31 protein-coding genes are annotated in these 26,439 nt (G+C 74.0%); 17 read left to right on the top strand and 14 right to left on the bottom strand.

What is annotated here, in order from left to right:
* Nucleotides 1–14: 14 nt before the first annotated feature.
* From HG542_RS02350 to HG542_RS02375, 6 genes are read right to left on the bottom strand one after another with little or no spacing between them, the layout of a single operon-like run.
* Nucleotides 15–971, bottom strand: a complete 957-nt coding sequence (locus tag HG542_RS02350; RefSeq protein ID WP_171078294.1) for an LLM class F420-dependent oxidoreductase — start codon at nucleotides 969–971, stop codon at nucleotides 15–17.
* Nucleotides 968–1,996, bottom strand: a complete 1,029-nt coding sequence (locus HG542_RS02355; RefSeq protein ID WP_171078295.1) for an SDR family oxidoreductase — start codon at nucleotides 1,994–1,996, stop codon at nucleotides 968–970. The genes HG542_RS02350 and HG542_RS02355 overlap by 4 nt, the downstream gene beginning before the upstream one ends.
* Nucleotides 1,997–2,036: 40 nt before the next feature.
* Nucleotides 2,037–3,155, bottom strand: a complete 1,119-nt coding sequence (locus HG542_RS02360; RefSeq protein WP_171078296.1) for an enolase C-terminal domain-like protein — start codon at nucleotides 3,153–3,155, stop codon at nucleotides 2,037–2,039.
* The gene (locus HG542_RS02365; protein WP_171078297.1) at nucleotides 3,152–5,578 is read right to left on the bottom strand and encodes a GMC family oxidoreductase; all 2,427 of its coding nucleotides are present in this window, start codon (nucleotides 5,576–5,578) and stop codon (nucleotides 3,152–3,154) included. Before HG542_RS02365 ends, HG542_RS02360 begins: the two co-directional genes overlap by 4 nt.
* A 3-nt stretch (nucleotides 5,579–5,581) precedes the next feature.
* Nucleotides 5,582–6,034: a hypothetical protein gene (locus tag HG542_RS02370; protein ID WP_171078298.1), complete on the bottom strand. Its 453-nt coding sequence runs from the start codon at nucleotides 6,032–6,034 to the stop codon at nucleotides 5,582–5,584.
* 2 nt (nucleotides 6,035–6,036) lie between these two features.
* On the bottom strand, nucleotides 6,037–7,857 hold the full coding sequence (locus HG542_RS02375) for a thiamine pyrophosphate-requiring protein (RefSeq protein ID WP_171078299.1): 1,821 nt from the start codon (nucleotides 7,855–7,857) through the stop codon (nucleotides 6,037–6,039).
* 183 nt (nucleotides 7,858–8,040) lie between these two features.
* Here HG542_RS02375 and HG542_RS02380 point away from each other — a divergent pair, with 183 nt between their 5' ends.
* A complete protein-coding gene (locus HG542_RS02380; RefSeq protein WP_171078300.1) occupies nucleotides 8,041–8,811 on the top strand; it encodes a maleylpyruvate isomerase N-terminal domain-containing protein in 771 nt (256 codons plus the stop codon).
* 32 nt (nucleotides 8,812–8,843) lie between these two features.
* Here HG542_RS02380 and HG542_RS02385 read toward each other — a convergent pair whose 3' ends face one another.
* The 7 genes from HG542_RS02385 to HG542_RS02415 all read right to left on the bottom strand — a co-directional run bounded on the left by HG542_RS02385 (nucleotide 8,844) and on the right by HG542_RS02415 (nucleotide 13,022).
* On the bottom strand, nucleotides 8,844–9,170 hold the full coding sequence (locus HG542_RS02385; protein WP_171078301.1) for a plasmid stabilization protein: 327 nt from the start codon (nucleotides 9,168–9,170) through the stop codon (nucleotides 8,844–8,846).
* A gap of 128 nt (nucleotides 9,171–9,298) precedes the next feature.
* Nucleotides 9,299–11,077: a complex I subunit 5 family protein gene (locus HG542_RS02390; protein ID WP_171078302.1), complete on the bottom strand. Its 1,779-nt coding sequence runs from the start codon at nucleotides 11,075–11,077 to the stop codon at nucleotides 9,299–9,301.
* 6 nt (nucleotides 11,078–11,083) lie between these two features.
* Nucleotides 11,084–11,428, bottom strand: coding sequence for a sodium:proton antiporter (locus tag HG542_RS02395; RefSeq protein ID WP_171078303.1), 345 nt, complete (start codon nucleotides 11,426–11,428; stop codon nucleotides 11,084–11,086).
* The gene (locus HG542_RS02400; protein WP_171078304.1) at nucleotides 11,425–12,177 is read right to left on the bottom strand and encodes an MnhB domain-containing protein; all 753 of its coding nucleotides are present in this window, start codon (nucleotides 12,175–12,177) and stop codon (nucleotides 11,425–11,427) included. The genes HG542_RS02395 and HG542_RS02400 overlap by 4 nt, the downstream gene beginning before the upstream one ends.
* On the bottom strand, nucleotides 12,174–12,428 hold the full coding sequence (locus HG542_RS02405; protein ID WP_171078305.1) for a Na(+)/H(+) antiporter subunit B: 255 nt from the start codon (nucleotides 12,426–12,428) through the stop codon (nucleotides 12,174–12,176). The genes HG542_RS02400 and HG542_RS02405 overlap by 4 nt, the downstream gene beginning before the upstream one ends.
* A complete protein-coding gene (locus tag HG542_RS02410; RefSeq protein ID WP_171078306.1) occupies nucleotides 12,421–12,852 on the bottom strand; it encodes an MrpF/PhaF family protein in 432 nt (143 codons plus the stop codon). The genes HG542_RS02405 and HG542_RS02410 overlap by 8 nt, the downstream gene beginning before the upstream one ends.
* Complete coding sequence (locus HG542_RS02415) at nucleotides 12,849–13,022, bottom strand: hypothetical protein (RefSeq protein WP_171078307.1); 174 nt, start codon at nucleotides 13,020–13,022, stop codon at nucleotides 12,849–12,851. Before HG542_RS02415 ends, HG542_RS02410 begins: the two co-directional genes overlap by 4 nt.
* A 188-nt stretch (nucleotides 13,023–13,210) precedes the next feature.
* On the opposite strand from HG542_RS02415, the gene HG542_RS02420 reads away from it, so the two are divergent.
* The 6 genes from HG542_RS02420 to HG542_RS02445 all read left to right on the top strand — a co-directional run bounded on the left by HG542_RS02420 (nucleotide 13,211) and on the right by HG542_RS02445 (nucleotide 16,678).
* Nucleotides 13,211–13,615 (top strand): cupin domain-containing protein, encoded by a 405-nt coding sequence (locus tag HG542_RS02420; protein ID WP_171078308.1) that lies wholly within the window; start codon nucleotides 13,211–13,213, stop codon nucleotides 13,613–13,615.
* Between the two features lie 59 nt (nucleotides 13,616–13,674).
* Nucleotides 13,675–13,899 carry a DUF6458 family protein gene (locus HG542_RS02425; RefSeq protein ID WP_171078309.1) on the top strand — a complete coding sequence of 75 codons (225 nt, stop codon included), beginning with the start codon at nucleotides 13,675–13,677 and terminating at the stop codon, nucleotides 13,897–13,899.
* Between the two features lie 332 nt (nucleotides 13,900–14,231).
* Nucleotides 14,232–14,684: a CBS domain-containing protein gene (locus HG542_RS02430; RefSeq protein WP_171078310.1), complete on the top strand. Its 453-nt coding sequence runs from the start codon at nucleotides 14,232–14,234 to the stop codon at nucleotides 14,682–14,684.
* Between the two features lie 14 nt (nucleotides 14,685–14,698).
* Nucleotides 14,699–15,151, top strand: a complete 453-nt coding sequence (locus tag HG542_RS02435) for a CBS domain-containing protein (RefSeq protein WP_176606138.1) — start codon at nucleotides 14,699–14,701, stop codon at nucleotides 15,149–15,151.
* 320 nt (nucleotides 15,152–15,471) lie between these two features.
* Nucleotides 15,472–15,846, top strand: coding sequence for an acyl carrier protein (locus tag HG542_RS34475; RefSeq protein WP_218038993.1), 375 nt, complete (start codon nucleotides 15,472–15,474; stop codon nucleotides 15,844–15,846).
* 58 nt (nucleotides 15,847–15,904) lie between these two features.
* Nucleotides 15,905–16,678 (top strand): SpoIIAA family protein, encoded by a 774-nt coding sequence (locus tag HG542_RS02445; protein ID WP_171078312.1) that lies wholly within the window; start codon nucleotides 15,905–15,907, stop codon nucleotides 16,676–16,678.
* A 39-nt stretch (nucleotides 16,679–16,717) separates the two neighbouring features.
* Here the strand turns inward: HG542_RS02445 and HG542_RS02450 are convergent, their stop codons facing one another.
* The gene (locus HG542_RS02450; RefSeq protein ID WP_171078313.1) at nucleotides 16,718–17,410 is read right to left on the bottom strand and encodes a phosphoribosyltransferase; all 693 of its coding nucleotides are present in this window, start codon (nucleotides 17,408–17,410) and stop codon (nucleotides 16,718–16,720) included.
* A 171-nt stretch (nucleotides 17,411–17,581) separates the two neighbouring features.
* On the opposite strand from HG542_RS02450, the gene HG542_RS02455 reads away from it, so the two are divergent.
* The 10 genes from HG542_RS02455 (at nucleotide 17,582) to HG542_RS02500 (ending at nucleotide 26,427) form a co-directional block, all read left to right on the top strand.
* The gene (locus HG542_RS02455) at nucleotides 17,582–18,517 is read left to right on the top strand and encodes a ribose-phosphate diphosphokinase (RefSeq protein ID WP_171078314.1); all 936 of its coding nucleotides are present in this window, start codon (nucleotides 17,582–17,584) and stop codon (nucleotides 18,515–18,517) included.
* 194 nt (nucleotides 18,518–18,711) lie between these two features.
* A complete protein-coding gene (locus HG542_RS02460; protein ID WP_171078315.1) occupies nucleotides 18,712–19,212 on the top strand; it encodes a hypothetical protein in 501 nt (166 codons plus the stop codon).
* On the top strand, nucleotides 19,185–20,108 hold the full coding sequence (locus HG542_RS02465) for a hypothetical protein (RefSeq protein WP_171078316.1): 924 nt from the start codon (nucleotides 19,185–19,187) through the stop codon (nucleotides 20,106–20,108). Before HG542_RS02460 ends, HG542_RS02465 begins: the two co-directional genes overlap by 28 nt.
* Nucleotides 20,095–21,501, top strand: coding sequence for a V-type ATPase 116kDa subunit family protein (locus tag HG542_RS02470; protein ID WP_218038994.1), 1,407 nt, complete (start codon nucleotides 20,095–20,097; stop codon nucleotides 21,499–21,501). The genes HG542_RS02465 and HG542_RS02470 overlap by 14 nt, the downstream gene beginning before the upstream one ends.
* Complete coding sequence (locus tag HG542_RS02475; protein ID WP_171078317.1) at nucleotides 21,498–21,911, top strand: ATP synthase subunit C; 414 nt, start codon at nucleotides 21,498–21,500, stop codon at nucleotides 21,909–21,911. The genes HG542_RS02470 and HG542_RS02475 overlap by 4 nt, the downstream gene beginning before the upstream one ends.
* 14 nt (nucleotides 21,912–21,925) lie before the next feature.
* The gene (locus HG542_RS02480; RefSeq protein WP_171078318.1) at nucleotides 21,926–22,147 is read left to right on the top strand and encodes a hypothetical protein; all 222 of its coding nucleotides are present in this window, start codon (nucleotides 21,926–21,928) and stop codon (nucleotides 22,145–22,147) included.
* Nucleotides 22,144–22,665 carry a hypothetical protein gene (locus HG542_RS02485; RefSeq protein WP_171078175.1) on the top strand — a complete coding sequence of 174 codons (522 nt, stop codon included), beginning with the start codon at nucleotides 22,144–22,146 and terminating at the stop codon, nucleotides 22,663–22,665. Before HG542_RS02480 ends, HG542_RS02485 begins: the two co-directional genes overlap by 4 nt.
* Complete coding sequence (locus HG542_RS02490; protein WP_229922465.1) at nucleotides 22,653–24,419, top strand: V-type ATP synthase subunit A; 1,767 nt, start codon at nucleotides 22,653–22,655, stop codon at nucleotides 24,417–24,419. The genes HG542_RS02485 and HG542_RS02490 overlap by 13 nt, the downstream gene beginning before the upstream one ends.
* Entirely contained in the window at nucleotides 24,416–25,801 is a 1,386-nt protein-coding gene (locus HG542_RS02495) for a V-type ATP synthase subunit B (protein WP_171078319.1), read from the top strand. The genes HG542_RS02490 and HG542_RS02495 overlap by 4 nt, the downstream gene beginning before the upstream one ends.
* On the top strand, nucleotides 25,798–26,427 hold the full coding sequence (locus HG542_RS02500) for a V-type ATP synthase subunit D (RefSeq protein WP_171078320.1): 630 nt from the start codon (nucleotides 25,798–25,800) through the stop codon (nucleotides 26,425–26,427). Before HG542_RS02495 ends, HG542_RS02500 begins: the two co-directional genes overlap by 4 nt.
* Nucleotides 26,428–26,439: the final 12 nt, after the last annotated feature.

Here is a 26,439-nt window from a genome sequence, read left to right on the forward strand (position 1 = left end):
CTGTTCCTTTCCGCTCAGGCCGGCAGGTGGGGGAGGACGCGGGTGCGGTAGAAGTCGAAGAAGCCCTGCTGTTCCGGGCCGATCTGGCTGATGTAGACGGTGTCGAAGCCGGCGTGCGCGTAGGCGCTCACGGCGGCGATGTGCGCGTCCGGGTCGTCGCCGCAGGCCACCGAGCCGGCGACCTGTTCCGGTGTGACGAGCTCGTTGGCCTGCTCGAAGTGGCGTGGCGTCGGCAGGATTTGGGCCAGCTCGCCGGGGAGGTGCTCGTTGGCCCACAGGTGGTGCGCGGTGCGCACGGCCTTCTCCCGGTCGGTGCCCCAGCACACCTTGAGCCCGGCGAAGGCGGGCTTCGTGCCCCCGCCGCTGCGCCGGAACCGGGCGATGGCCTCGGCGTCCGGGGCCATGGTGATGAAGCCGTCGCCGATGCGCCCGGCGAGTTCGGTGGCCTTGGGGCTGAAGGCGGAGATGTCGATGGGCACGGGCGCGTCCGGCAGCGTGTACAGGCGGGCGTTCTCCACCGTGTAGTGCTTGCCGTGATGGCTGACCTCCCCGCCGTCGAAGAGGCGGCGCATGATGTGGACGGCCTCCTCCAGCATCTCCAGCCGGACGGCGGCCCGGGGCCAGTGTTCGCCGTGGATGTGCTCGTTGAGCGCCTCGCCGCTGCCCACCCCCAGCCGGAAGCGGCCGCCGAGCTGGACGGCGCTGGTGGCCGCGGCCTGCGCGGTGACCGTGGGCTGGAGCCGCATGATGGGGCAGGAGACGGCCGTCTCGACGGGGAGCGAGGTGGCCTGGGACAGCGCCCCGATCACGGACCAGACGAACGGGCTGTTGCCCTGCGCCGAGTTCCAGGGGTGGAAGTGGTCGGAGATCCACAGGCTCGTGAAGCCGGCCTGCTCGGCCATGCGGGCCTGTTCGACCAGGGCGTCGGGGCCGTGCTCCTCGCAGGAGAGGAAATAGCCGTAGGCAGTCATCGGGTTCCTTCCGTGCAGCAGGTACGGGACCGGTTCCGGCGGCACTTGAGCACCGCGCCGGCGGCCGTCAGAAGAGCGGCGGCCGTCAGCGCGGGGTGCCGGGCGAGGACGGCCTGGGGCGCGTGGGCGTGGGACCGGGCGTCGAAGGCGCCGTGCGCGCCGAAGTCGCCGCCCCGGGCGTCGTCGACCGGGGACCAGAGGTTGTGCGGCCGGCCGTGGTCGGCCGGCTGGTCGGTCTGCTGGGAGTCGATGCCGGTCCGGGCGAGGTAGCGGTCCAGGAGCGCGGGCGCGAGGTTGTTGGCGAGGACGGTCGCCACGGTGGAGCCGCCGACGTAGTACTGCTTGCGCCGCGGGTGGTCCGCCGCGAACACGACGGCGCGGGCGGCCACTTCGGGCTGGTAGATCGGCGGCACCGGCTGGGGCCGCCGGGGGAGGCGGGAGAGGACCCAGGAGAACTGCGGGGTGTTGACGGCCGGCATCTGCACGACGGTGATGCGCACCCGGCTGTGCCGGGCGAGCAGTTCGGTCCGTACGGACGAAGTGAAGCCGTTGATGGCGTGTTTGGCGCCGCAGTAGGCGGACTGCAGCGGCACGGAGCGGTACCCGAGTGCCGAGCCGACCTGCACGATGGTGCCCGCGTCGCGCTCCGTCATACGGCTCAGCGCGGCCCGGGTGCCGTTGACGCATCCCGAGTACGTGACGGCGGTGACCCGTTCGTACTCCTCCGGGGCGATCTCCGTGAACGGGGCGAAGACGGAGACGAAGGCCGCGTTGACCCACACGTCGATCGGGCCGAAGGCCTTCTCCGCGGCGTCCGCGGCCGCCTCCACCTGGGCGCGGTCGGCCACGTCGGTGGGCAGCTGCAGGGCCAGCCCGCCCAGCTGCGTGACGTCCTTCGCGGCCGCCGCCAGCCCCGCCTCGCCCCGGGCGAGCAGCGCGATGCGCGCCCCCCGGCGGGCGAACAGCCGTGCCGCGGCCCGGCCGATCCCGGCACTGGCCCCCGTGATGACGACGGTCTGGTGCATGTGTCTGCCCTTCCGGGACGGGGACGTGGGGAGGCGGTGGTCATCGGACGCGGTAGGGGTCGGCCCGCTCGGCGTTCAGCGTCAGCCCGTGCCCTGGCGATCCGTCCGCGCCCGGCCGCACACTTCCGGCGGCCGGACCGAGCGTGCCGTCGAACAGCAGGGCCTCGATCCGGGTGTGGTCGTGGAACCACTCCAGGTGCCGCATGTTGGGCACGGCCGCCGCCGCGTGGGCGTGGGCGTGCGGGGCGCAGTGCCCGGAGAGTTCCAGGCCCGCCGCCTCCGCGAGGGCCGCGGCCCGCAGCCAGACGGTGATGCCGCCGCAGCGCGTGGCATCGGCCTGCAGGCAGTCCACGGCGCCCGCGGCCAGCATGTGCCCGAAGTACGGCAGGGTGTAGCCGTATTCGCCGGCCGCCACGTCCATGGCGACCGCGGCGCGGATCTGTGCCAGCCCGGCGAGATCGTCGGAGGAGACGGGTTCCTCGAACCAGGTGACGCCCTCGGCATCGAGGTGCCGGGCGATGCGCACGGCCTGCTTGCGGGTGTAGGCGCCGTTGGCGTCGACGTACAGTTCCACGCCGTCACCGATGCTCTTCCGTGCGCGGGTGATGCGATGGCGGTCCCGCTCCTCGGCCTTCCCCCACGCCTCGCCGATCTTGATTTTCGCGCGGGGGATGCCCAGTTCCTCGGTCCAGCCGCGCAGTTGGCGGTCCTGCTGCGCGTCGTCGTAGGTGGTGAAGCCGCCGCTTCCGTAGACGGGCACGTCCTGGCGGCACGCGCCGAGCAGCTGCACCAGGGGCAGGTCCAGCAGCCGGGCCTTGAGGTCCCACAGCGCGATGTCGACGGCCGAGACGGCCCCCGCGATCAGCCCCGGACGGCCCGCGTTGCGCACGGCCCGGCCCATCGCCTCCTGGGCCCCCGGCACGTCCCAGGCGCTGCGGCCGGTGACGGCGGGCGCGAGCTGGCCGGCGACGACGTCCGCCGTGGCCGGGGCGCCGTAGGTCCAGCCGAGACCGGTGGCGTCGCCGGAGCGCACCGAGACCAGCACGAGCGTCGTCGAGTTCCACGCGAGGGTGCCGTCGGCCTCCGGGCCGTCCGTGGGCACGGTGTAGACGGCGGTCGTGACCCCTTCGACCAGGGGGTCGCCCCAGGGCGCCGTCATCGCCGGCTCCCGGCGGGGGAGCGCAGTCCGCTGCGGGCCCCGGCGGCCAGCCGCGCGGCCGCCCGGTCGACCAGCGCCATGATGGTGAGCGCGGGATTCGCACTGCCCTGGGTGGGCAGCACACTGCCGTCCGTGATGAGCAGGTTGGGCACGGCGAAGCTGCGCAAGTCGGCGTCGACGACGCCGTGTTCGGCGTCGCGGGCCATCCGGCAGCCGCCGACGAGATGGGCGTACCGGTTGATCGTCATCAGCTCTCCCGCCCCGGCCGCGCGCAGGATGTCCTCCATCACCGTCTCCGCGGCCCGGATCAGCTGCCGGTCGTTCTCGCACTGGCTGTAGGCGAAGTGGGCCACCGGCAGCCCGTAACGGTCCTTCTCCTCGGCGAGCGTGACGCGGTTGTCCGGCAGGGGCAGCAGTTCGCACAGCGCGCCGAGGACGGCCCAGTGGACGTAGTCCTGCATGTACGAGCGCAGGTCCTCGCCCCAGTGGCCCTGCGCCGCCACGTGTTCGGCCCACACGATCGGCAGCGGGGAGACGTTCTGGACGGAGAAGCCCCGCCGGTAGGGCCGGGTGGGGTCGGTCTCGTAGAACTGCTCGGTCGTCACCTCCGGCGGCGGGGCCTTGTAGGCGCGCACCTCCTCGGCGAACCGGCCCGCGACCTGGGGTGCGCCCTGCACCATGACGTAGCGGCCGACGAGGTCGTGGTCGTTGCACAGGCCGTCCGGGAAGCGGCGGTTGGCGGAGTTCAGCAGCAGCCGCGGCGTCTCCAGCGAGTATCCGGCGACGGCGACCATGCGGGCCCGCTGGAACCGTTCCCTGCCGTTGCGGACGTACCGGACACCGGTGGCCAGCAGCCCCTGTGCGTCCAGTTCGATGCCCGTCGCCATGGACTGCGCGCGGATCTCGGCCCCGTTCGCGAGCGCGTCGGGGACGTGGGTGATCAGCGCGGACGCCTTGGCGTTGACCTTGCAGCCCTGCAGGCAGAAGCCGCGGTAGATGCAGTGCGGCCGGTTGCCGAAGCGGCCGTTGGTGATGGCGACGGGTCCGACCCGGGCCTCGATGCCCAGAGCCGCCGCGCCGCGCAGGAACACCTCCCCGTTGCCGCCGAGGGGGTGCGGCGCGTGCGGGTAGGCGTGCGGGTCGCCCCAGGGCCAGTACTGTCCGGCGACCGGCAGTTCCTCCTCGATCCGCTCGTAGGAGGCCCGCAGGTCCTCGTAGGACAGCGGCCAGTCGGCGCCCACGCCGTCCTCGCTGTACGTGCGGAAGTCGGACGGATGGAAGCGGGGGACGTACCCGGCGAAGTGCACGGTCGAACCGCCCACGCCCCGGCCCGAGTTGTTGGAGCCCAGCGGCACCGGGTCCGAGCCGGCGATCACGCGCGGGTCGGTCCAGTACAGGTGGTGGGAGCCGGCCTCGTCGCTGACCCAGTCGGCGTCGGGATTCCAGAACGGGCCCGCCTCCAGGCACACGACCGACCAGCCGTGCCGGCTCATGCGCTGGGCCAGGGTCGCCCCGCCAGCGCCGCAGCCGACGATGACGAGGTCGACCTCGTCATCGTCGGCGAAGCGCCGCATGCCGTCGACGAGTTCATGGTCGAGGCGGGCGTCGCCGCGGGGGAGCAGCCAGGCCGAGGCGTTGCGGGCCCGGACCCGGCGCAGCGGGGAGGCGCTTCGGCGCAGGGTGGCCAGGGCCGCCCCGGCCCCGGCTGCTCCCGTGCCCGGCCGGCGGGGGGATCGCCGGCCGGGGGTCTTCGTGTCGTCGCCGGCGGCGGCGGCGTCCGCGTTCCCGCCGCCGTCGTCCGGCCGGTGGGGTGTCTCCCAGGGTTCGCGCCGGTCCAGGCCCAGGCGCAGATAGCCGCGCGGGTAGGCCGGTCCGCCGAAGCCGATCTCGTTCCAGGCCCACGGGTGGGAGTAGAAGGCCGTGGCCGTGTAGCGGGTCCACAACCCCCACACGCGGGAGGCGGTCATGCCGTGCCAGTGGTCGCCGCCCGTGTCGTGCACGGCCTGGATCAGCTGTGCCTGTTCCACACGGGGCAGTTCGGCGAAGGGGCGGTCGTGCCGGGCATGTGCGTCGTCGTCCAGGGCCTTCAGGGACAGGCGCCACGCCGTGTCGTCCTCGGGCATGTCCGCGTACCGCCAGCCGTCGGTCTGCATCTCGGCCAGCCGCGCGTCGACCATCTCCAGGACCGGCACCCGGGGGTCGTCCCACTGCGCGAGAAGGTGGTCGAACAGCGCGGTGGCGACGGCCTCTTCGGCCAGGGAGAAGAACCGCATCTCCGGCTGCCGGGCGGTACGGGCCAGCACCACGGCCTGGGTCGTCGCGTCCCAAGCGCCGGTCTGCGCCAGTACGTCGTACCCGGGGAACCGGGTGGGGTGCCGCCCCGGCGTCATCGCCGGGCGGTCACCGGGCCCGCCGCGTGCCACGGTTCATCGCTCCCTGCGCAGCAGCGCGGCCAGCAGGCCCATTCCGCCGACCATCGTCACCAGCAGCGGCGCGAACAGCGGCGGGCCCATCTCGATGTTGTAGCGGGCCAGCGACCAGCCGCCCGGCTTCTGGGCGATGCCGCGCACGTGCAGGTAGGTGCCCTGCAGGCCGTTGGCGGCGATGACGGCCGAGGCGATGGGCAGCGCGGTCTTGGCCATCCGCTCGCTGGCGAACCCGGCGACGCCGGCGGCCACGCCGACCGGACCGAGCACCACCGGCCACCACATGACCCGGTTGCCGAAGCTGGCGCGGTCGTGTTCGAGGTAGATCTCGGCGGCGGTGACGAGCGCGCCGGCCGCCGTCAGCAGCGACAGCGAGCGCTCGAACCGGCCGTGGCGCACGTTGCGCACCATCCGGTCGATGACATACGGAGCCGGCGCCGGACGGGTCCGCATCCTCACCGTCCCTCCTCCTCCCCGGACTTGCGGTGCTTGGCACTGCCGGGCAGCATCTCCTGGATCTTCGCCTTGAACCCCTGGCGGACCATGCCGGCCCGGTCGCTGTCGCCCTTGAGGACGGAGGCGGCCGCCGCCTCGATCTGGTCGAGGGTGGCGTGCGGCGGGATCGGCGGCACGGCCGGGTCCGTGCGGAAGTCGATGACGAAGGGCCGGTCGGCGGCCAGCGCCTGCTGCCAGGCGGCGACCACCCCGTCGGGCTTCGTCACCCGCACACCGCCGAGCCCGAAGGAGTGCGCCACCTCCGCGTACGGCACGTCGGGGAGGGACTGCGAGGGCAGGAACTGCGGGGCGCCGGACATGGCCCGCATCTCCCAGGTGACCTGGTTGAGGTCCTGGTTGTTGAGGACGGCCACGATCAGCCGGGGGTCCTGCCACTCCCGGTAGTACTTCGCCGCCGTGATCATTTCGGCGAGGCCGTTCATCTGCATCGCCCCGTCCCCCACGAGCGCGATGGCCGGCCGGCCGGGGTGGGCGAACTTGGCGCCGATCGCGTACGGCACCCCCGGCCCCATGGTCGCCAGCGTGCCGGACAGCGAGCCGCGCATGCTCCCGCGCAGCCGCAGGTGCCGCGCGTACCAGTTGGCGGCCGAACCGGAGTCGGCCGTCACCACGGCGTTGTCGGGCAGCAGGGCGTCCAGGGCGTGGACCACGAACTCCGGGTTGACCGGCTCCGCTTCGACCGCCGCCCGCCGCTCCATGACCTCCCACCAGCGGGCCGTGTTCTTCTCGACCGTCTCCCGCCAGGAGCCGTTGTCCCTCGGCTTCAGCTGCGGCAGCAGCCGCAGGAGCGTCTCGCGGGCGTCGCCGACGAGGTTGACCTCGAAGGGGTAGCGCAGCCCGACCATGAACGGGTCGATGTCGATCTGCACGGCCCGCGCCTGGCCGAACTCCGGCAGGAACTGCGTGTACGGGAAGCTGGAGCCGATGACGACGAGGGTGTCGCAGTCGCGCATGAGCTCGTACGAGGGCCGGGTGCCCAACAGCCCGATGGCGCCCGTCACATAGGGCAGGTCGTCCGGCAGCGCGTCCTTGCCCAGCAGCGCCTTGGCCACCCCCGCGCCGAGCGTCCCGGCGAGCTGCTTGACCTCCTCGCGTGCCCCGCGGGCGCCCTGGCCGACGAGGATGGCGACCTTCTCGCCCGCGTTGATCAGCTCTGCGGCCCGCGTGATCTCCTCGTCCGCCGGCACCGGCGCGTAGGCGGGTGTGCCGAGGCTGGACGGGACCATCTTGAAGGCGTGCTGCGGCGGCGCGTAGTCCAGCTCCTGCACATCGGCAGGGATGATGAGGGCCGTCACCGTCCGCCGGGCCTGTGCCGTGCGCATCGCCCGGTCCAGGACGTTGGGCAGCTGCTCGGGGACCGTCACCATCTCGCAGTAGTCGGAGGCGACGTCCTTGAACAGACTGAGCAGGTCGACCTCCTGCTGGTACGAGCCGCCCATCGCGCTGCGGTTGGTCTGCCCGACGATCGCCACCACGGGAACGTGGTCGAGCTTGGCGTCGTACAGCCCGTTGAGCAGGTGGATGGCGCCGGGCCCGGACGTCGCTGCGCACACCCCGACCTTCCCGGAGAACTTCGCGTACCCCACGGCCTCGAACGCCGACATCTCCTCGTGCCGCGACTGGATGAACCGCGGGTCGTCGTCGGCCCGGCCCCACGCGGCGAGCAGGCCGTTGATGCCGTCACCCGGATAGGCGAACACATGGGTGACGTCCCACTCGCGCAGGCGGTGCAGGAGATAGTCGGACACCTTGGCGGACATGTTTCTCCCTTCGCGCGGACACGTGAGCGGGCGTCGCCGTGGTGTGCGCAGCGCCACAGGGTTACGGGTGACCAGTAGCGGGCCGCGGAAACGCGGATTCCGGGATTTCCGCTCGGACGGAAAGAGGGGCTGCTCCGCCTGCTGCCGGTTTGGCCGGCGGCCCGGCCGGGATACCCATGGCGCATGATCCCCTCTCAGGTCGACGACGCACTGCCGGAGCTGGCCCCCTTTCTGCACGCCGTGCAGGCGCGCAGGCCCGACGACGGCACGTGGTGCGAGGCGTGGACGGTCCGCGACATCGTGGCCCACCAGGCGGGCACCGCCGAGGAACTGGCCCGGGTGCTCCAGGCGTTCCTCGCGGGAACACCGGTGGAGACCAGGGGCTTCGAACGCGAGGCGCCCTACCGGCGGTTGTCCGACCCCGAGCTGTGGACGGCGTTCCTCAGCCGCTGCGAACAGCTCGCCGAGATCACAGCGGCCGCCGCACGCGACCTGTCACCGGACACGGAGGTGATCTGGACCGGCCGGTCCGTGACGGTCCCCTTCTTCGCGGAACACCTGCGCGAGGAGCTGATCCTGCACCGCTGGGACCTGACCGGCGACGACCGCACGGCCGTGCAGGCGCTCGACGAGCCGTGGATGACGGAGCACAGCGTGGTCTCCGTCGGCCGGCCGCTGCTCGCCCGCGGCAGCGCAGGTCTGGATCTCGGCCCCGACGGGCGGGTCGAGGGCCGCCTGCGCACGCCGGGCACGGACGACGTCGTGGTGACCGCCGACGCAGACGGCACCGCCATCCGGCGCGCCGCACCCGAGGGCCCGGCCACCATCGAGAGCGACGCGGCCGTGCGCGTCCTGCTGCTGTGGGGACGGCGCCCCGCGGACCCGTCGCGCTGGCACAGCACCGCCGGACCCGAGACCCTGCGCAGGGTACGGACCCTCCTGAGCGGCTATTAGCGGCTGCCGGCGGCTGCTGAGGGGAGACCGGTTCAGCGGCGGCCCAGCGCCCGCTTCAGCTCGTCCTTGTTCATCTGGGAACGGCCCTCGATGTTCTTCTGCTTCGCCTCGTTGTAGAGCTGCTCCTTGGTGGGGCCCTGGGCCCCGGAGTGCGAGCGCTGGCCGCCGCGCCGGGAGGAGGACATGTCCTGCAGGGACGAGCGGCTGGCGGTCTTCGACTCGCCCGAGCGGGCCCGCTCCTTGTTGACGGTCCGTGCGGCGATCTCCTCGGCGCGCTTGGTGCTCTCGCCGCGCTGCTTCGCACTGTCCTTGATGTGCTCGTACTGCCGTTCGCGCTTGGAACTCGATCCTCGGGGCATCGCACTGTCTCCTCGGCTCGGTATGGGGATTCGGTAGGGGAATTCGGTAGGGGGATGTCGTTCACCCATCACCGTGACACCTGCCGCCGGGCACCGCAGGGCGTGAGCCGCCGATCGTGGCGCGCGGCTCAGCCGACGGGCCAGAGGACGAGCGCCGAGAGCAGCCCGATGCCGGCCGCCGTCCAGACCACGTAGTCGCCGACGTGCCCCGAGTGCAGCCTGCGCAGCGGAGCGCTCCAGCGCCCCGTGGGGAGCGCCCTGCGCACCGCCAGCGCGGCGAGGCCCGTGGCGAGCGCGGCGGACAGCAGGCCGAGCCCCGCACCCGTCGGCGTCCACCACGCCGCCGGCCCCGGCGGGGCCGCGCCGCGGCGCCCGTCGAGGACGACGGCGGCATAACCGGCGTGGTCGGTGAACGCCCGGGCGGCCGCCCCCACTTCCTCGGCGAGGGCGGGGACCGCTCCCACGGCGAGGGCACCCGCCAGCAGCAGGCCCGCCACCGCGATCATCGGCCGGGGCAGGCGCCACGCCGGTTCCTCGGTCTCCGGCTCCTCGTCCCCGCGGGTCTCCGGTTGTGTCGTACGAGGCGCCTGCCCGGCTCCGAGGAAGACATGCGCCGTCACACGCAGAACCGCACCTCCGGTGACGGCCGACACGAGAACGAAGACCACCGGCAGCCAGGGGGAGTGCTCCTCGGCCAGCGCCTTGCCCAGGGCCGTCCCGAACGGCGGCAGGCCGGCGAGCGCGAAGGCACCGACGGCGAACAGCACCCCGACACCTCTCATGTCCCGCCCCCGGCCGTGGAGTTCGCATTCGTCGACACTGCCGTGCCGGTCGAGGAGCACTCCGGTGGACGCGAAGAGCGCGGCCTTGGCACCCGCGTGCCCCAGCACGTACAGGCAGACCCCCGACACGCTCTCCGCCGTCCCGGCAGCGAGCCCGACGAGGAACAGCCCGGTGTGGGAGACGGTGGAGAAGGCGAGCAGCCGTTTCACGTGCCGCTGCTGCCAGCACATCGCCGCACCGACCAGTGCGGTCGCGACCCCGAGGACGAGGAACAACCGCCGGACGTCCTCCGCCGGCACGCCGCCCGGCCCGGCGAACACGGTGAAGTGGACGCGCGCGGCCCCGTAGACGCCCAGCTCCACCATCACCCCGGACAGCAGCATGCACACCGGCGTCGGCGCCACCGCATGCGCGTCGGGCAGCCAGAAGTGGAAGGGCACGGCGGCAGCCTTGACCAGGAACCCGGTCAGGACCAGGACGAACGCGGCGACGACCAGCGCGTCCCGCCGCGGAGCCGCGTCCAGCTGCCGGCCCACCTGCGCCATGCCCAACTCGCCGGTACGGGCGTACAGCAGCCCGACGCCGAGCAACGAGGCATATCCGCCGAGCGAGTTGACGAACCCGAAGGCCAGCGCACCCTGCACGGGCCGCGCCTCCTCGACCCGGTACCCGGTCAGCGCGTAGCCGACGACACCCATCAGCTCGAAGAACACGAACGCGTCGAAGAGGTCCCCGGTGACCGCGAAACCGCACATACCCGCCTGGAACAGCAGGACGAGCGCGGGGTAGGCACCGGCATGGCCGCGCGGCGGTTCGTCGAAGTAGTGCCAGGAGTAGACCAGTACAGCGGTGACGAGCAAGGACGTCAGCGCCGCCAGGCCCAGCCCCACGCGATCGCCGACGAGGACGATGCCGACGCTGTGCCCGTGGTACGGCTCCCAGCCGCCGACCCAGGACACGGCGGTCCCCCGGGCGAGGAGGACCAGGGCGAGCCCCGCGGTGCACGCGGCGCACAGGCACCCCACGCTCTCCGCGACGATGCGGGGCATCCGGCGCCCGGCACCCACGAGCAGCGCCGCGCCGAGCAGCGGCACCGCGACGACCAGGGGGAGGAACCGGTCCATCGCGGCTCAGCCCTTCAGCTCGTGGAGCTCGTCGGGGTCGGTGGTCCCGTGCCGTTTGGCGGTCTGGACGACCAGGGCCAGCAGCAGTGCGGTCACCGTGGCGCCGACGACGACATCGGTCAGGGCCAGGGCCTGCACGACGGGGTCGACCACCGAGGCCGTGGTCGGCGTGTCGGAGAAGACCGGCGCGGTGCCGCCACGCCGGTAGCCGACGGCCAGCAGCAGGACGTAGGTGGCGGACTGGGCGACGGACAGGCAGCCCACGGCGTGCACCAGGTTCCGGCTGGTGGCCAGGCCGTACACGCCGACGAGGAAGATCCACCCGGCCACGGCATAGGGGAACACGCTCAAGCCGCCTGCTCCTTCCCGCCGTCGCCGCCCTCGATCTCCAGTGCCTGGACGAGGAAACGGGCCAGCAGGACGACGACGGCCGAGGCCACCTCCAGGCCGACGGCCGCGTTGAGCAGCGGGACCGTGCCGCCGGAGGAGAGGGTGTTGAACGTGCCGAACGGCAGCACATTGGCCAGGTACGCCGAACCGGCCAGCAGCCCCGCGACGCCGAGCACCACGTAGGCCGCCTCGCCCACGGCATCGCCCACCTCGTAGAGCCCGAGCGGCCGGATGCGCTCCAGCGCCGGGTAGTCGACGGCGATGTACAGCAGGTGCAGGGCCGTGGCGACGACCACCCCGCCCTGGAAGCCCCCGCCCGGGCTGAGCTGGCCGTGCGCGATCACGTAGAGGCCGATGAGCAGGGTGGCCGGCAGCGCGACGAGCCCGTAGCGGCGCAGGGCGGCCGGCACGGGTCCGGGGCGCGGGGCCCTGGTCCGTTCGTCACGTGCCTGCCGGAGCAGCACGACCGTGCCGAGGACGGAGGCGAAGAGGATGCTCTCCTCGCCGAGCGTGTCGAAGCCGCGCTGGTCGAAGTTGACGGCGGAGACGGTGTTCGCGGTGCGGCGGTTCACGGAGGCCTGGACCGCCCGGTCGCCGTACGGGTGCCAGGCGCCGCCGAAGTGCGGCATGTCCAGGAACGCCGTGACGAACAGCGCGGCCGTCGCCAGAAGTCCCGCGGCCAGCACCCCCATCCGCACGCGCCGGCTCATTCGCGCCCCCGGCCCTTCCCCTTCCGGACCTTGCGCACGGTCAGCAGGATCATCAGCGGGGTCAGGGCCGAGCCCACGCCCAGCTGTGAGAGGCCCACATCCGGTGCCTGCAGCACCGTGAAGGCGACCGCGAGACCGAGGCCGAGGAGGGAGAGGACGACGGCCTGCCGCGCCGGGTCCCGGTTGAGCACGGCCGCGGTGGCGGCGGCCGCGACGAACATCAGCGCGAGGACCACGAGTACGTCAGCCACGGCGCACCGCCCGGGTCGTGGCCACGCCGCCGGCGAGCAACAGCAGCCCGATGACGACCAGTTTGACCGTCGCCCGGCCCGGTCCGGTGACGATGCACAAGGGGATGACCGTCGCGGGCGTGGCCACCGCGACGACGGGGGTCAGCCACCGGGCGCCCGGCGGGTCCCCGCTGTCGCGGTCGAGGAGGAGCCGGGCGAAGACCAGCGTGCCGGCCGGGCCCAGCACTGCGACGACGAGCGCGAGATCGACGTACGCGGTGCGCCCGTACCCCTGCGCGAGCAGCAGGAAGACCAGGCACAGCAGCAGGGTCGCCATGTTCTGGGCGACGACCCGGCGCCCGGCCCCGCCGGATGCCGCGGCCCACAGGCTCGGCCCCAGCCCGCCGACGAGGAGGAGGGCCGCACCGCCCAGCCACGGGTTCACCGGCCCGCCGCCCGCCGTGCCGCCCGGGCCGCGCAGGCGGCCGCGAGGGCGGCCGCGGAGCCGACCGCGAGCTCCAGTGTGCCGACCGTGCTGATCAGCATGATCCACAGCGTGAGGAGCGCGATCCACCAGCCGAGCACCTCCGCCACGGCCCTGACGATGCCCCGCATCCTCGCTCCACCTCCGCGTCCGCCTGGAATGCCCCAGTATCAGCCGTTTCAAGATGTGGACACGTCGACCGCGAGGGCGTGTCGCGCCGGGGGAGGGTCGGGCCGCCAGCACGCCGATGCCGAGCCCGATCGGTACGGTCACCCACGGTGCACGGAAGATTCATATGTCAGAGGAGTGATGACACCCGATGGCCGACACCCCCAGCAGCCGCTTCGACCCCGCCGACGCCCCGGTCCCGCAACAGCTCTGCGACATCGGAGCGCTCACCGCCGGGCATCCCGCAGCGGCCGGAGCCCTGTGGCGGCTGGCGGAGCCGGGCAGACAGCTCGACGCCAACGTGGTCCGCCTCCCGCCCGGCAAGCACGTCGACACCCACGTCGAACCGGACCTGGACGTCCTGCTCGTCGTCACCGCCGGCGACGGAACCCTCGGCACCGCTCTCGGCGCGCAGCCGCTCGCCGAGGGAAGCGTCGTCTGGCTTCCCCACGGCTCCTCCCGCAGCATCACTGCGGGAGGCGACGGCATCTCGTACCTCACCGTCCACCGCCGCCGCCCCGGAATGCAGATCCAGGCGCACCGCACGGGCGGTTGACCGCCCGGATGCCGGGTACGCGCACCTTCCCGAGCCAACCAGGTAGGGAGGTACCGGTCATGGGCATGGGAGGGTGCATCGGTCTGATAGCCGCGGGCGCAATCCTGGCCTTCGCCACGGACTGGCATGTGAAGGGCGTGAATCTCACGCTGGTCGGGCTGATCCTGATGGTGGTCGGCGTCATCGGAACGTCGGCGTACGTCAGCGTGTTCAAACGCCGGCGCACCCAGCCGCCGCCTCCGGCGGCGCCGGTGATCGAGGAGGACCACCGGTTCACGCGCTGAACGGCGCGCGGGACAGGGACGGGGAAGCCGGGTTCACACCACGGCAGGACTGCCGCTTGCCGCCGGCCGTCGCAGTTGCAGGGCGATGGGGTGGTCGCTGATGACGTCGGCGGCCTCGGCGAGGCGGTCCTCTCTCCGGTTTGTCACCGGGTGTGCCCCCATCCGGCCGTCCGGCTGCGCGTGGGCCCATCGGCCCATCGCCGGGACCGGCCGGCACGCTGTGCCGTTCGACTGGCAGGCACGGGCTCGCTCTCCCAGGGTGGTAGGCGGCTCCACGGCCCGGGGAACGGGCAGTGGTCCGGTTGCTCCGCGCGACGAAGGCAGGGACGGATATGGAGATCAAGTACGCCATGAGCTCGCCGCCGGCCAGCGTGCCGCCGGAGGCCACGCTGGAGGAGGCGGCCCGGCGCATGGCCGACGCGAAGGCGGGGGCACTGCCCGTGGTGCAGGACGGCCGGGTGATCGGCGTGCTCACAGACCGGGACCTGGTCGTCCGCGCGATGGCTCACGGCCTGTCGTCCCGGACGAGGGCCGAGGAGGTCATGTCCACCGACCCGGTCACCGTGACGGCCGACACGCCCGTCACCGCCGCACTGCACGCCATGCGGTCCATCAACGTCCGCCATCTGCCCGTCGTGGACGACGGCAGGCTGGTCGGCATGGTGTCCTTCGACGACCTGTTCACGTATCTGTCCGCCCAACTGGGCGCGCTGGCCGACATCGTCCACGCGGTCCGCAGGGCCCCGGGGGGCTCCCCCCGTCCGCACGGGGACGCGCCCAGGTGAGGGTCTCGGCGCTGATGACCACGCCGCCGGTCACCGTGGGGATGCGCGCCACCGCGCAGGAGGCGGCTCGCCGGATGGAGGAGCAGGCCGTCGGATGCGTACTCGTCACGGAAGAGGGAACGCTGCGCGGCATCGTGACCGATCGTGACATCGCCGTCCGTGCGGTCGCCCGTGCAGCCGGGGGCGAGGCGCCGGTGGCCGGTCTCATGTCCGCCCCGGTGATCACCGTGGGCGCATCGGACGACCTCGAACGCGCCTACCACCTCTTCCGGCGGCACGACATCCGGCGCCTGCCCGTCCTCGACGGCGGCCGCCCGGTCGGCATCCTGGCCATCGACGACCTGTTCTGCGACGCCCTGCAGCGTCTGGCCGACCTGCTCACCCCCCTCTCCTGGAGCGCGCTCCGCGAGCAGGCACGGCCCGCGGCCGACGGCCGCGTCCACCGTCCCGGGCACGGGTCCCGCTGACCGCTCCCCTTCTTCCGGACATCTGCGGGACGGAGCCGGGCAAGCATGCCGGTGAAGCCGCCGCACCCCGGCGCTCCGCACCGGGCCCGGACTCCGGCCGTACCGGCCCGAGCTGCTGGAACGGGGCGTCCGTGCCATCCTGGCGTCAACGCCGCGCCGGGGTCTCCGGCTGGGTGAGCCCTGCAAGGAGGACCCCCTCGCTACCGGACCGCCACTCCGGTACCCGGGCAGGCGAGGAGGTGACGAGACATGCCGGAGCAGACGGTCCACAAGTCCGCCAGGGCACCTGTCGAGCCCAACCTGAGGGACTACGACAGCGCGTGTGCGCGGTTCGACTGGGCTCGCGCCCGGGCGGCCTCGGCGGCACCATCACCCGCGCCGACATCGCACGCGCCGCCGAGGTCCCCGGCCCTCCGAGACCGACGGCCGGGCGGGAAAAGGCCGGGGCGGCCGCAGGGGCCGAGGAGAACAGGGCCGCGGCAATGCGCCACGCCATCGGCGACCTGATGAGCCGCTCCAAGCGGGAGATACCGCACTACAGCTTCCGCGACGCCCTCGAACTCGGCTCCCTGGACTTCCTCCGCCTCGTCGAGACCTTCGGCGACCGCACCGGATGTCGCATCGACGAGGACGACTACCCCGCATTCACCACGCTGTCCGGCGCCACCGGATTCCTCGTCGAACACGCACCATGACGGCCCCGCAGCCCGACCCCGCCGGGAAGACCCGGCCCACCGGAAGGAGAGGAACCACATGCTGGAGAGAGCCGAGGACACACCCGCCGGCGTCGACGCGGTCAAGGCGATCGGGACCGTGACGAAGAGCGACTACGAAACGGTGGTCGAGCCGCTCGTCGACGCAGCACGCAGAGAAGGCCGCAGGATCCGGATCCTGTGCGAAATCGGCCCGGAATTCCGGTCGTTCACCCCGGGTGCCGGCTGGGAGGACCTCAAGGTCGGCATCGGCGCCCTGCGGCTCTTCGAAGGCTGCGCGGTCGTCACCGACATCGCCTGGATCCGGGAGTCGACCAGGCTGGTGAGCTTCCTGACCCCCTGCCCGGTGCGCCTCTTCGACATCCAGGAACGTGAGGAGGCCCTCCGCTGGCTGGAGTCGCTGCCCGAGGGTCCCGGCATCTCCCACCGCCTCCTGAACGAGCCCCCCGTTCTGGTCGTGGAGGTCGAACAGCCCCTGCGCGCGGCGGACTTCGACGCCCTGACACTGACCGCTGACAACTGGCTGGCCACGCACGCCGAGCTGGCCGGCGTCGTCATCCACGTACGCGAGTTCCCCGGCTGGGAGAACATCGGCGGCCTGATCCGGCACGTACGGTTCGTCCGCGATCACCATCGCAGGATCGGAAGGATCGCGCTGGCGGCCGACAGCAGGGCCGCCTCCCTGGTGCCGCAGCTCGCGAACCACTTCGTCCAGGCCGAAGTGCGGCGGTTCGGGTACGACGAACTCGACGAGGCCCTGGCGTGGGCGGCGGGCTCCCCGGACGAGCCGGCCGGTGCGGGCCGGTCCGGCTGAAGGCGCCGCCGGCGCCGCGGCGCCGATCGGCACGCCGGCCTACCGCTCCCCGGGCCCGGCGGTGCCCCCGTCCGCCGGGCCGCCGGTCCTGTCCACGCGCTGTGCCGCACGGTCCAGGCATGCGACGACCTCGTCGTCCCCGGTCTGCGAGAAGTCGCCGTAGAACTGGCCGATCGCGAAGAAGTCCCGCGGGGTGTGCAGGCTGATGGCGTCGTCGGCGTCCCCGCCCAGACGGGAGATCCACTCCGGCGGCGCCACGGGGACGGCCAGTACGACGCGTGCGGCGCCGCGGGCGCGGACGATCCGGCACGCCACCCGAGCCGTCGACCCTGTGGCCACACCGTCGTCGACGACCAGAACCGTCCGGCCCTCGATCCCGACGGGCACCCGCCCCCTGCGGTACGTCCGGGCCCGGCGTTCCAGCACGGCGCGCTCGTCCTCCTCGACCCGCGCCAGCTCCTCCGGTGTGACGCCCGCCTGCCGCACCACGTCGTCGTTGATCACGCGCATGCCGTCCTCGCCGATGGCCCCCATGCCCACTTCGGGCTGGAAGGGCACGCCCAGCTTCCGCACCAGGCAGATGTCCAGAGGAGCCCCCAGAGCCGCGGCGACCTGCGCGGCGACCGGCACCCCGCCCCGGGGCAGTCCGAGCACCACGACCCGCCGGCCCTTGAACTCCTCCAGGCGGGCGGCGAGTTGGCGGCCTGCGTCGATCCGGTTCCGGAACAACATCTGCTGCCTCCTCGGGACTCCTGATGCCATGGTGACTCTGTGCGTCCGCCCGTGGCCACTGGGAGCGGCCGCGACCGGTGCGTGTGGCAGGGCGCCCGAAGTCCGGGATGATGGAAGGCGGACGGTCCGCCAGGGGGCACCCCGGCTCGTGCGGTGTACAGGAGGACCACGATGGGCGTTCGTGTCGTGGCGGGTACGGCGCACCCGGCCCTGGCCGGTGCTGTCGCGGCAACGCTGGGCGCGGTGTCGGTGGAATGCGAGCCGATGTGCTTTCCCGACGGGGAACTGCGGCCCGTCGTCGGCCATGTGCGCGGTGGCGACGTGTACGTGGTCCAGCCGACGGGACCTGCCGTCAACGAGTGTGTGATCGAGCTGCTCCTGCTCCTCGACGCGTGCCGCCGGGGCGGTGCGGACCGGATCACCGCGGTGGTGCCGTACTTCGGCTACGCCCGGCAGGACCGCCGCACCCGGTCGGGGCAGCCGGTGGGCGCCCGGGTGATGGCCGAGGCGCTGGCTGCGGCCGGCGCGGACCGGATGCTCGTCGTGGACCCGCACACCGCCGCGCTGGAGGCCACGTGCGGTATCCCCGTGGACATGCTGACGGCCGTGCCGGTCCTCGCCGGTGCACTCGCGCAGGAGACCGCCGAGACGGCTGTGGTGGTGTCGCCGGATCTGGGTGCCGTCAAGCTGGCCGAGCACTACGCCGGGCGCCTGCGGCGGCCGGTCGCCGTGGTGCGCAAGACCCGGGTGTCGGGCATGAGCGTGCACGCCGAGGAACTGGTCGGTGACGTCGCGGGGCGGCCCGCGGTCATCGTGGACGACATGATCAGCACGGGTGGCACGGTGGAAGCGGCCGTACAGGTCCTGCTCGGCCACGGGGCCGCTCCCGACATCACCGTGGCTGCCACCCACGGACTTCTGGCGGGGCCTGCGCGGGAACGACTCGGACACCTCCCGATCCGCCGCCTGTACGTCACGAACACCCTCGCGGTCGACGCAACGCCGGAGCTGCCGCTCCAGGTCCGGTCGGTGGCCTCGCTGCTCGCCGACGCCATCAACCGCCTGCACCACAGCGAACCCCTGGACTCTCTGCTGATGCGTACCTGAGGCTCGACGGGTGCGCGAAGCGAGCACGGTTCCGGTTCTCGCCCACCCGCCCCCCGGGCGCCGCACGGACGGAGCCCGCTCCCCGGGCCGTCATCGAACGGCCCAACCCGGAGTGCCGCCCCCTCCTGCAGGTGGCGAGAGTGGAGGCGGCAGCCGAGGCGACGGTGGCGCATGTTCCGGAAGGAGGGGCAGGTATGGCCGGGTTCCGCGACTTCCTGGCACGGTTCCGCCCCGCCGGAGCTCCGGGGGCCGTCACCGGAATCCCCGCCGACCGTTCGGAGGAGGTGACGGCCGAGCTGCAGCGGCCCCTGTCGCAGCTCGATGCCGCAGCCGCAGAGGCCCGGGCCGTCCGCGAGGCCGCGGCGGCGGAGGCCGAGCGGATCCGGAGCCGCGGCCGGCAGCGGGCGGAGGGGATCACGGAACGGGCCAGGGCGGAGGCCGGCCGCGTCCGGCGGGAGGCGGCCGACGCGGCGCGTGCGGCCGCCGCCGTGCACGCCGCGGAAGCGGCCGCAGCCGGGGAACGCGACGCCGCTCTCACGCGGCGCCGGGCGCAGGAGCGTCTGCCGGCACTGGCCGACCGCGTGGTGGCGGACGTACTGCGGGACATCGCGGCGTACCCGGCCCGTCCCCCTGCACCGGCCGACGACCCGGACGGAGGGAGGGGCCGGTGGGAGCGGGACGGGTCGCCGGAGTGACCCGCGCCAAGGCCGTCCTCTCCAGACGCCTCGGGGCCTCCGGAGCGCGGGACATCGCGGCCTCCGGAACACCGGCCGGGGCTCTGCGGCGCCTGACGGACTCTCCGTACCGGCGAGGCGTCGACGCCGGAGCCACCCTGGAAGAAGCCCAACGCGCCGTGACCTCCACCCTGTTGTGGAATCTCCGGGTCCTCGCCGGATGGCAGCCCAGGGACGGAGTGAACGCGCTGCGGGTGCTCGCCGCCGGATTCGAGATCGCCAACGTGCGCGACCTGCTCCGTGCGTCGGCAGGGGCGGACAGCCCGCCGCCGTACCGCCTGCGGGCGTTGGCGACCGCCTGGCCGCGCATCTCCCGGGCCCGTACGAACACCGGCGTGCGCGCCGCACTCGCCGCGTCACCCTGGGGGGACCCGGGGGCGGACTCGCCCGCCGCCCTGGTCACCGGGATGCGGATCTCGGCCGCGGTCCGCATGGCGTCCACCGTGCCCTGCGCCGGGGACTGGGCCGCGGGCCGCGCCGCGCTGCTCGTGGCCCGCGAACGGTTCGTCAGCGGCCGCCGGCTGACGGAGCCGTCGGCACGCCGGGCCTCCCGCCTGCTCGGCCCGGAGGCCGTACGTGCCCCGTCCTTCCCCGAATTCCGGCGCCTGTTGCCGCGCGCCGCCCGCTGGGCGACCGAGGGCGCCGGCAGGGCCGAGGACCTGTGGCGCGCCGAGGCGCACTGGTGGAAGCGGATCGAACAGGACGGCCTCGCCCTGGCCCGGCGCTCCGGCTACGGCATCGAGCCCGTCGTGGGGGCCGTGGCCGTCCTCTCGGCGGACGCCTGGCGGGTGCGCGGCGCTCTCGAACTGGCGGCCCGCGGAGGACCGGCCGGGGAGGCCGACGATGTCCTGGTATGAGGCCGCACTGCCGGTGCGCATGCGCCGGGTGGCGATCGTCGCCCCCCGGGAGGCCCTGCGGGACACGCTCGTCCGCACCGCCGAAGCCGGCTGCGTGGAGATCGACACGGGCGGCGAGGCGGGGGACCGGCCCCGCGGGGAGGCGGAGCGCCGGTTCCTGCGGATGCGCGCGGGCACGGTGGCCCCGGTGCTCAGCGGCGGCGCCCCCGATCTCGACGCCCTGGAACGGGCCGGCCGCAGCGACCTGCTGGCCGGAGAAGCAGAGCTGGAGAGGTACGCGGCCGGCGCGACACGCCGGGGACCGGTCGCCGCACTCGCCGGCTGGTGCCCGGCGACGGACCTCTCCCGGCTCGGAGCACGGCTGGCCGCCGTCGGTGGCACGGTCGTCCCCCTGGAGAATCCCCGGGGCGTCGATCCGCCGACTTTGCTGCGCGGCGAGGGGCCGGTGCGCCGGTCCTTCACCTCGCTGGTCACGACCTACGGCACCGTGCCGTACGCCGACGTGGACCCCAGCTGGCCGGCCGGAGTCGTCTACGTGCTCATGTTCGGAGTGATGTTCGGCGACGCCGGCCACGGCATGCTGCTGCTCCTGCTGGCCCTGGCGCTGCGGTCCGGACGCCCGGCCCGGTGGGCGTTCCTGCGCCCCGTCCTGCCGTTCGTCGCGGGAGCGGGGGTCACCGCCACCCTGGCGGGCGTCGCCTACGGCGAGTTCTTCGGTCCCACGGGGGTCCTGCCCGCCCTGTGGCTCGACCCGCTGTCGGCGCCCGGGACGCTGCTGGCCTGTTCGGTCGCGGCCGGGGGCCTGCTGCTCGCACTCGCCCACGTCGCCGGGGCCGTCAACCGGTGGCGGGAACAGGGCCCGGCGTACGCCGCGTACGCGGCCTCCGGCCTGGCGGGTCTCGCCCTGTTCCTCGGGGTGGCGGGGGCGTTCGCCGGCGTGTACTTCCGCCAACCGGCCGCCGCACTCGCGGGAGCGGCCGTCGCCCTGTGCGGCCTGTCCCTGATCGGCACCGGGATGTACACCGCCTCGTCCGGCGGATTCGGCGGCGCCGTCCAGACCGGCGTGCAGCTCTTCGACACGGTCGTGCGCATCGGCGCGAACACCGTCTCCTTCGCACGGCTCGCCGCGTTCGGGCTGACCCACGCCGCACTCGGCGGGGTCGTGTGGCGCGGCACGACCGCCCTGGCGGGCCTCGGCCCGGCCGGAGTGCTCGGAGCCGCGGCCCTCTTCCTCGTGGGAAACGCCCTCACGTTCGCCCTGGAGGCCCTGGTGGCCGGGATCCAGGCGCTGCGACTGGAGTTCTACGAGCTCTTCTCCCGGCTCTTCGAGTCCCAGGGCCGGCCCTTCCGGCCCTGGCACCTGCCCGTCCAACGCACGGAGGCGACACCGTGATCACCGTCCTCATCTGCTGTCCCGTCGCACTGGCGGTCCTCCTCCCGGTCCGTCGGCTGCTCCGGCGGCGCGGTGCGGCCGTGCGCCGGAGGCCGGGCGTGGACGCGCTGCCGCTCGCCGCCGCCCTCGGACCGCTGATCGTGGCCCTGACCGCCGGGCCCGCGCACGCGGCCCCCGCGGCCGCCGCGTCGTCCGGGTCGAGTTCGGCCGCGCTCATCGGCGCGGCCGTCGCCGTGGCGGGGGCGTCCATCGGGGCGGCGATCGCCGTGGCCTACACGGGCGCCGCCGCCATCGCGGCGCTCAGCGAGCGACCCGAGCTGTTCGGCCGGGCGATGGTCATCGTCGGCCTCGCCGAGGGGATCGCCATCTACGGGCTCGTCATCGCCATCATCCTCATCGGCAAGCACTGAGGCGGGCGTCGGCCGTGGGCACGGTGGTCGCCGTGGGCGAGGAGACCGGGGTGGCGGGGTTCGCGCTGGCCGGTGCCGTGCTCCGCCCGGCCGCGCAGGCGGAGGAGGTCCGGGCCGTGTGGCGGTCCCTGCCCGCCGGCACCTCCCTGGTGATCCTCACACCGGCCGCCGCCGAGGCCCTCGGCGACGAGGCCCTGGAATGCCGCGACCCGCTGACCGTGGTGATGCCGCCATGACCGGGCCGGTCCAGGACGCGGGCGCGCTCGGCCCCGTACGCGCCGAACTGCTGCGCACCGCCCGGGCGGAGGGCGAGGCGCAGCTCGCCCGGGCGCGCGAGGAGGCCGCCGCGGCGGTCCGCGAGGCCCGGGCCGCGGCGGAGGAGATCCTCGCCGCCGCCCGTCGCCGGGGCGCCGCGGACGGTGCCGCGGCAGCGGCTGCCGAACTGGCCGGGGCCCGGCGCGCGGCGCGGCATCTGCTGCTCACCGCCCGGCGTGACGCCTACGACCAGCTGTGCGACTGCGTCGTGCAGCAGGTACGGGACCTGAGACGCAGCACGGACTACCCGCGTCTGCGCCGTCGGCTGGAGGCACGGGCCAGGGCGCTCCTGGGGCCGGGCGCCTCGCTCACCGAACCGTCCGGCGGCGGGGTGCTCGCCCTGGCCCCGGGGCGCCGCGTCGATCTCACCCTGGAGGCCGTGGCCGCCCGTGCGCTGGACCGGCTGGGCCCGGAGGCGGAGGATCTGTGGACGCCCTGACCGCGGCCGGACCACCGGAGTCCGGGCCGGGCCCCGCCACGATCGTGCGCGTCGCGGGCCCGCTGGTCGAACTGACGTGCTCCGGTGGTGTCGCGATGCACGATCTGGTCCGCCTCGGACGGGCGGGGCTGCTCGGCGAAGTGGTGGCGATCGGCCGCGACACGGCGACCGTTCAGGCGTACGAGTACACCGGGGGCCTGGCTCCGGGCCACGCGGCCCTGCCCCGGGGCCGTCCGCTGACGGCCCTGCTGGGTCCCCATCTGCTCGGCGGGGTCTTCGACGGGCTGCTGCGCCCGCTCTCCGGCGCCGGCGACCGGCTCGTACCCGGCCTGGCGCCCGAGCCCTCCCGGGACGACGGCCTGTCGTTCTCCCCGCGGATGCGGGCGGGCGACGAGGCCGGCGAGGGGGCCGTGCTCGGCGAGGCCGGCGGCCCGGGACCCGTGCCGTTCCGGGTTCTCGTCCCCCCGGGCGCCGGCGGAACGGTGACCTGGATCGCCCCCGAGGGGCGCTGCTCCACCCGGGAGCCGGTCGCCCGGGTGGGCCGGACAGACGTGTCCCTCACGACCGAGTGGCCGGTCCGCACGCCGCGGCCGGTGCGCGAGAGGGTTCCGGCGCGCGAGGCGCTGCACACCGGCCAGCGCGTCATCGATCTGCTGTTCCCGGTGGCCAAGGGCGGCACCGTCGCCGTGCCGGGCGGTTTCGGGACGGGCAAGACCGTCCTGCTGCAACAGATCGCCAAGTGGAGCGACGCCGACGTCATCGTCTACGTCGGGTGCGGGGAGCGCGGCAACGAAATGGCCGACCTCCTCACGGAGTTCGCCGGCCTGGAGGACCCCCGCACCGGCGGCCGGCTCGTCGACCGCACCGTCACCATCGCCAACACCTCCAACATGCCGATGATGGCCCGCGAGACGAGCATCCACACCGGCGTCACGGTCGCCGAGTACTTCCGCGACATGGGCCTCGACGTGGTCGTCATCGCCGACTCGACGTCCCGCTGGGCCGAGGCCCTGCGCGAGTTCGCCTCGCGCACCGGGGCCCTGCCCGCCGAGGAGGGGTACCCGGCCGAACTGGCCTCCGCCATCGCCGCGTTCTACGAGCGGGCGGGAGCGGTGACGACCCTCGGCGGCACGCGCGGCTCCGTCACCGTCATCGGAGCGGTCTCCCCGCCCGGGGGAGACATGACGGAGCCCGTCACGGCGCACACCGAACGATTCGTGCGCTGCCTGTGGGTCCTCGACCGCGACCTCGCCTACGCCCGGCACTATCCGGCCGTCTCCTGGGCGGGCTCCTTCTCCCGCGACGCCGACGTCCTCGACGCCGGGCGGGCACGGCCGGGGGACACCGCCGCCCCCGCCCCGCCCCCGGGCCGGGCGCGGGTCGCCGCCCTGCTGGCGGAAGCGGACCGGCTCGCCGGACTCGTCGACCTCGTCGGCATCACCGCGCTTCCCGCCCGGGAACGCATCAGCGTGCTGGCCGGCCGGCTGATCCGTGAGGGACTCCTCCAGCAGAGCGCACTCTCCGCCCGGGACGCCTTCTGCACACCGGAGAAGACGGCGGCGCTGGTCGATGCCACGCTCGCCGTCGTCGACCAGTGCACGCGGCTCGTCGACGCGGGCGTCGCCGTGACCGCGGTGGAGGAAACGGACTTCACCCCGCTCCTGCGGGCACGGGAGGAGACCGGCCCCGGCGACGCGGCGGGCGTGGCGGACCGGCGGGACGCCATGCTCGGCCGGCTGAGGGCGCTGCGATGACCCGTTGGAGCGAGACCGAGTACACCACCGTGCGCGAGCTGCGCGGCCCGCTGGCCGTCGTCCAGGGAGTCGGAGGAGTGGGCTGGGACGAGTACGCCCGTCTCACCCTCGCATCCGGCGAACGGCGCCACGGCCTCGTCCTGGAGGCCGACCGGGACCTCGCCGTCGTCCAGGTCTTCGAGGGCACCTCGGGCATGGACCCCGGGGGCCTGCGCGTCTCCTTCGCGGGCACCCCGCTGCGCATCCCCGTCGGGGACGGATGGCTGGGGCGGGTCTGCAACGGCCGCGGCGAGCCGCTGGACGGCGGACCGCCGGTCCTCGCCCCCACGAGCGCCCCCGTGAACGGAACCCCCGTCAACCCGGTCCGCCGCCGGCCGCCCGCCGAGCCCGTTCTGACCGGTGTGGGTGTCATCGACGTCCTCACCACGCTGGTCCGCGGGCAGAAACTCCCCGTCTTCTCCGCCGCCGGACTGCCGCACCTGCGGCTGGCGACCCAGATCGCGGCCCAGGCGAGCACGGAGGGCGAGGCGTTCAGCGTCGTCTTCGCCGGCATGGGCCTCACGCACGCGGACGCCGACTTCGCCCGGGACGCGCTGGAACCACGGGCCGCCGCCGGTGAGCTGGTGCTGCTGCTCAACACCGCCGACGCGCCGGTCATCGAACGGATCCTCACCCCGCGCCTGGCCCTCACGGTCGCCGAGCACCTCGCCTTCACGGGCGGCAGGCACGTCCTGGTCGTCATGACGGACATGACCTCCTACGCCGAGGCGCTGCGCGAGGTGTCGGCCGCCCGGGGCGAGGTGCCCGCCCGGCGTGCCTACCCCGGCTACCTCTACAGCGACCTCGCCTCGCTGTACGAGCGCTGCGGCCGGATCCACGGGCTGCCCGGATCCGTGACCGTGCTCCCCGTCCTCACCATGCCGGGCGGGGACATCACCCACCCGGTGCCGGACTTGACCGGTTACATCACCGAGGGACAGATCGTGCTCTCCCGCGAGATGCACGCCCGTGGCGTCTACCCGCCGGTGGACGTCCTGTCCTCGCTGTCCCGGCTGATGCGCAAGGGCGCCGGTGAGGGCCGCACCCGTGGCGACCACCTCGACGTCGCCGCACAGCTGATCGCCGCCATGGCCAGGGCCCGGGAGGTCCGCGAACTGGCCGACCTCGTCGGCCGCGCCGCGCTGAGCCCGGCCGACCTCCGGCACCTGGAGCTGGAGGAGAAGTTCGGCGGTCTCTTCGCCTCCCAGGGACAGGAGGAGCTCCGCACGCTCGACGACGCCATGGACCGCGCCTGGGAGGTGCTGCTCACCCTGCCGCGGAGTCAACTGGCCATGCTCCCGGGCGATTTGCTCGACGCCCACGGTGCCGGGGAGGCACGATGACCACCCCCCACCGGATCCCGCCCGGTCGCGCGGGACGTCTGCATCTCCGGCGCCGGCACGCGACCGCCACCCGGGCGGCGGACCTGCTGGAGCGGAAGCTGCGGGTGCTCCTGGCCGAGCACCGGCGCCTGCTGGAAGCGGAGGAGGAGACCCGCCGGGCCTGGCACGAAAAACTGCGCGCAGCCGGCACCTGGCTCTCCCGGGGCCTGCAGCTGGGCGGGGAGCAGGCCCTGGCCACGGCGGCCCTGCCGGGCCGGGCCGAGGTCACCGTCGAATGGACCACGACCATGGGCGCGCACCATCCCGCCCGGGCGGCCGTCGCCCCCGCCGTCCGGACCCCGTCGGAGCCGGCCCCCGGCAACACGGCCCTGGCCCGGGCGGAAGCCGCCTATGGCGACGCGCTGCGGGCAGCCGCCGCGCACGCCGTCGCCCGGGCCGCGGCCCGGGCCGTGGGCGAGGAGGTCCTGACGACCCGCCAGCGCATCCGCGCGCTGCGCCGGAACTGGCTCCCCCGCCTGGAACACGCCCTGGCCGCCGTCGAACTGGCCCTGGAGGAGGGCGAGCGCGAGGACACGGTGCGACTGCGCTGGGCGGCCGGCCGCCGCCCCGGGACGGGCCCCGGCTGAAGGCCGGGGGAG

The organism is Streptomyces morookaense (assembly GCF_013030945.1).
Taxonomy (GTDB): domain Bacteria; phylum Actinomycetota; class Actinomycetes; order Streptomycetales; family Streptomycetaceae; genus Streptomyces; species Streptomyces morookaensis.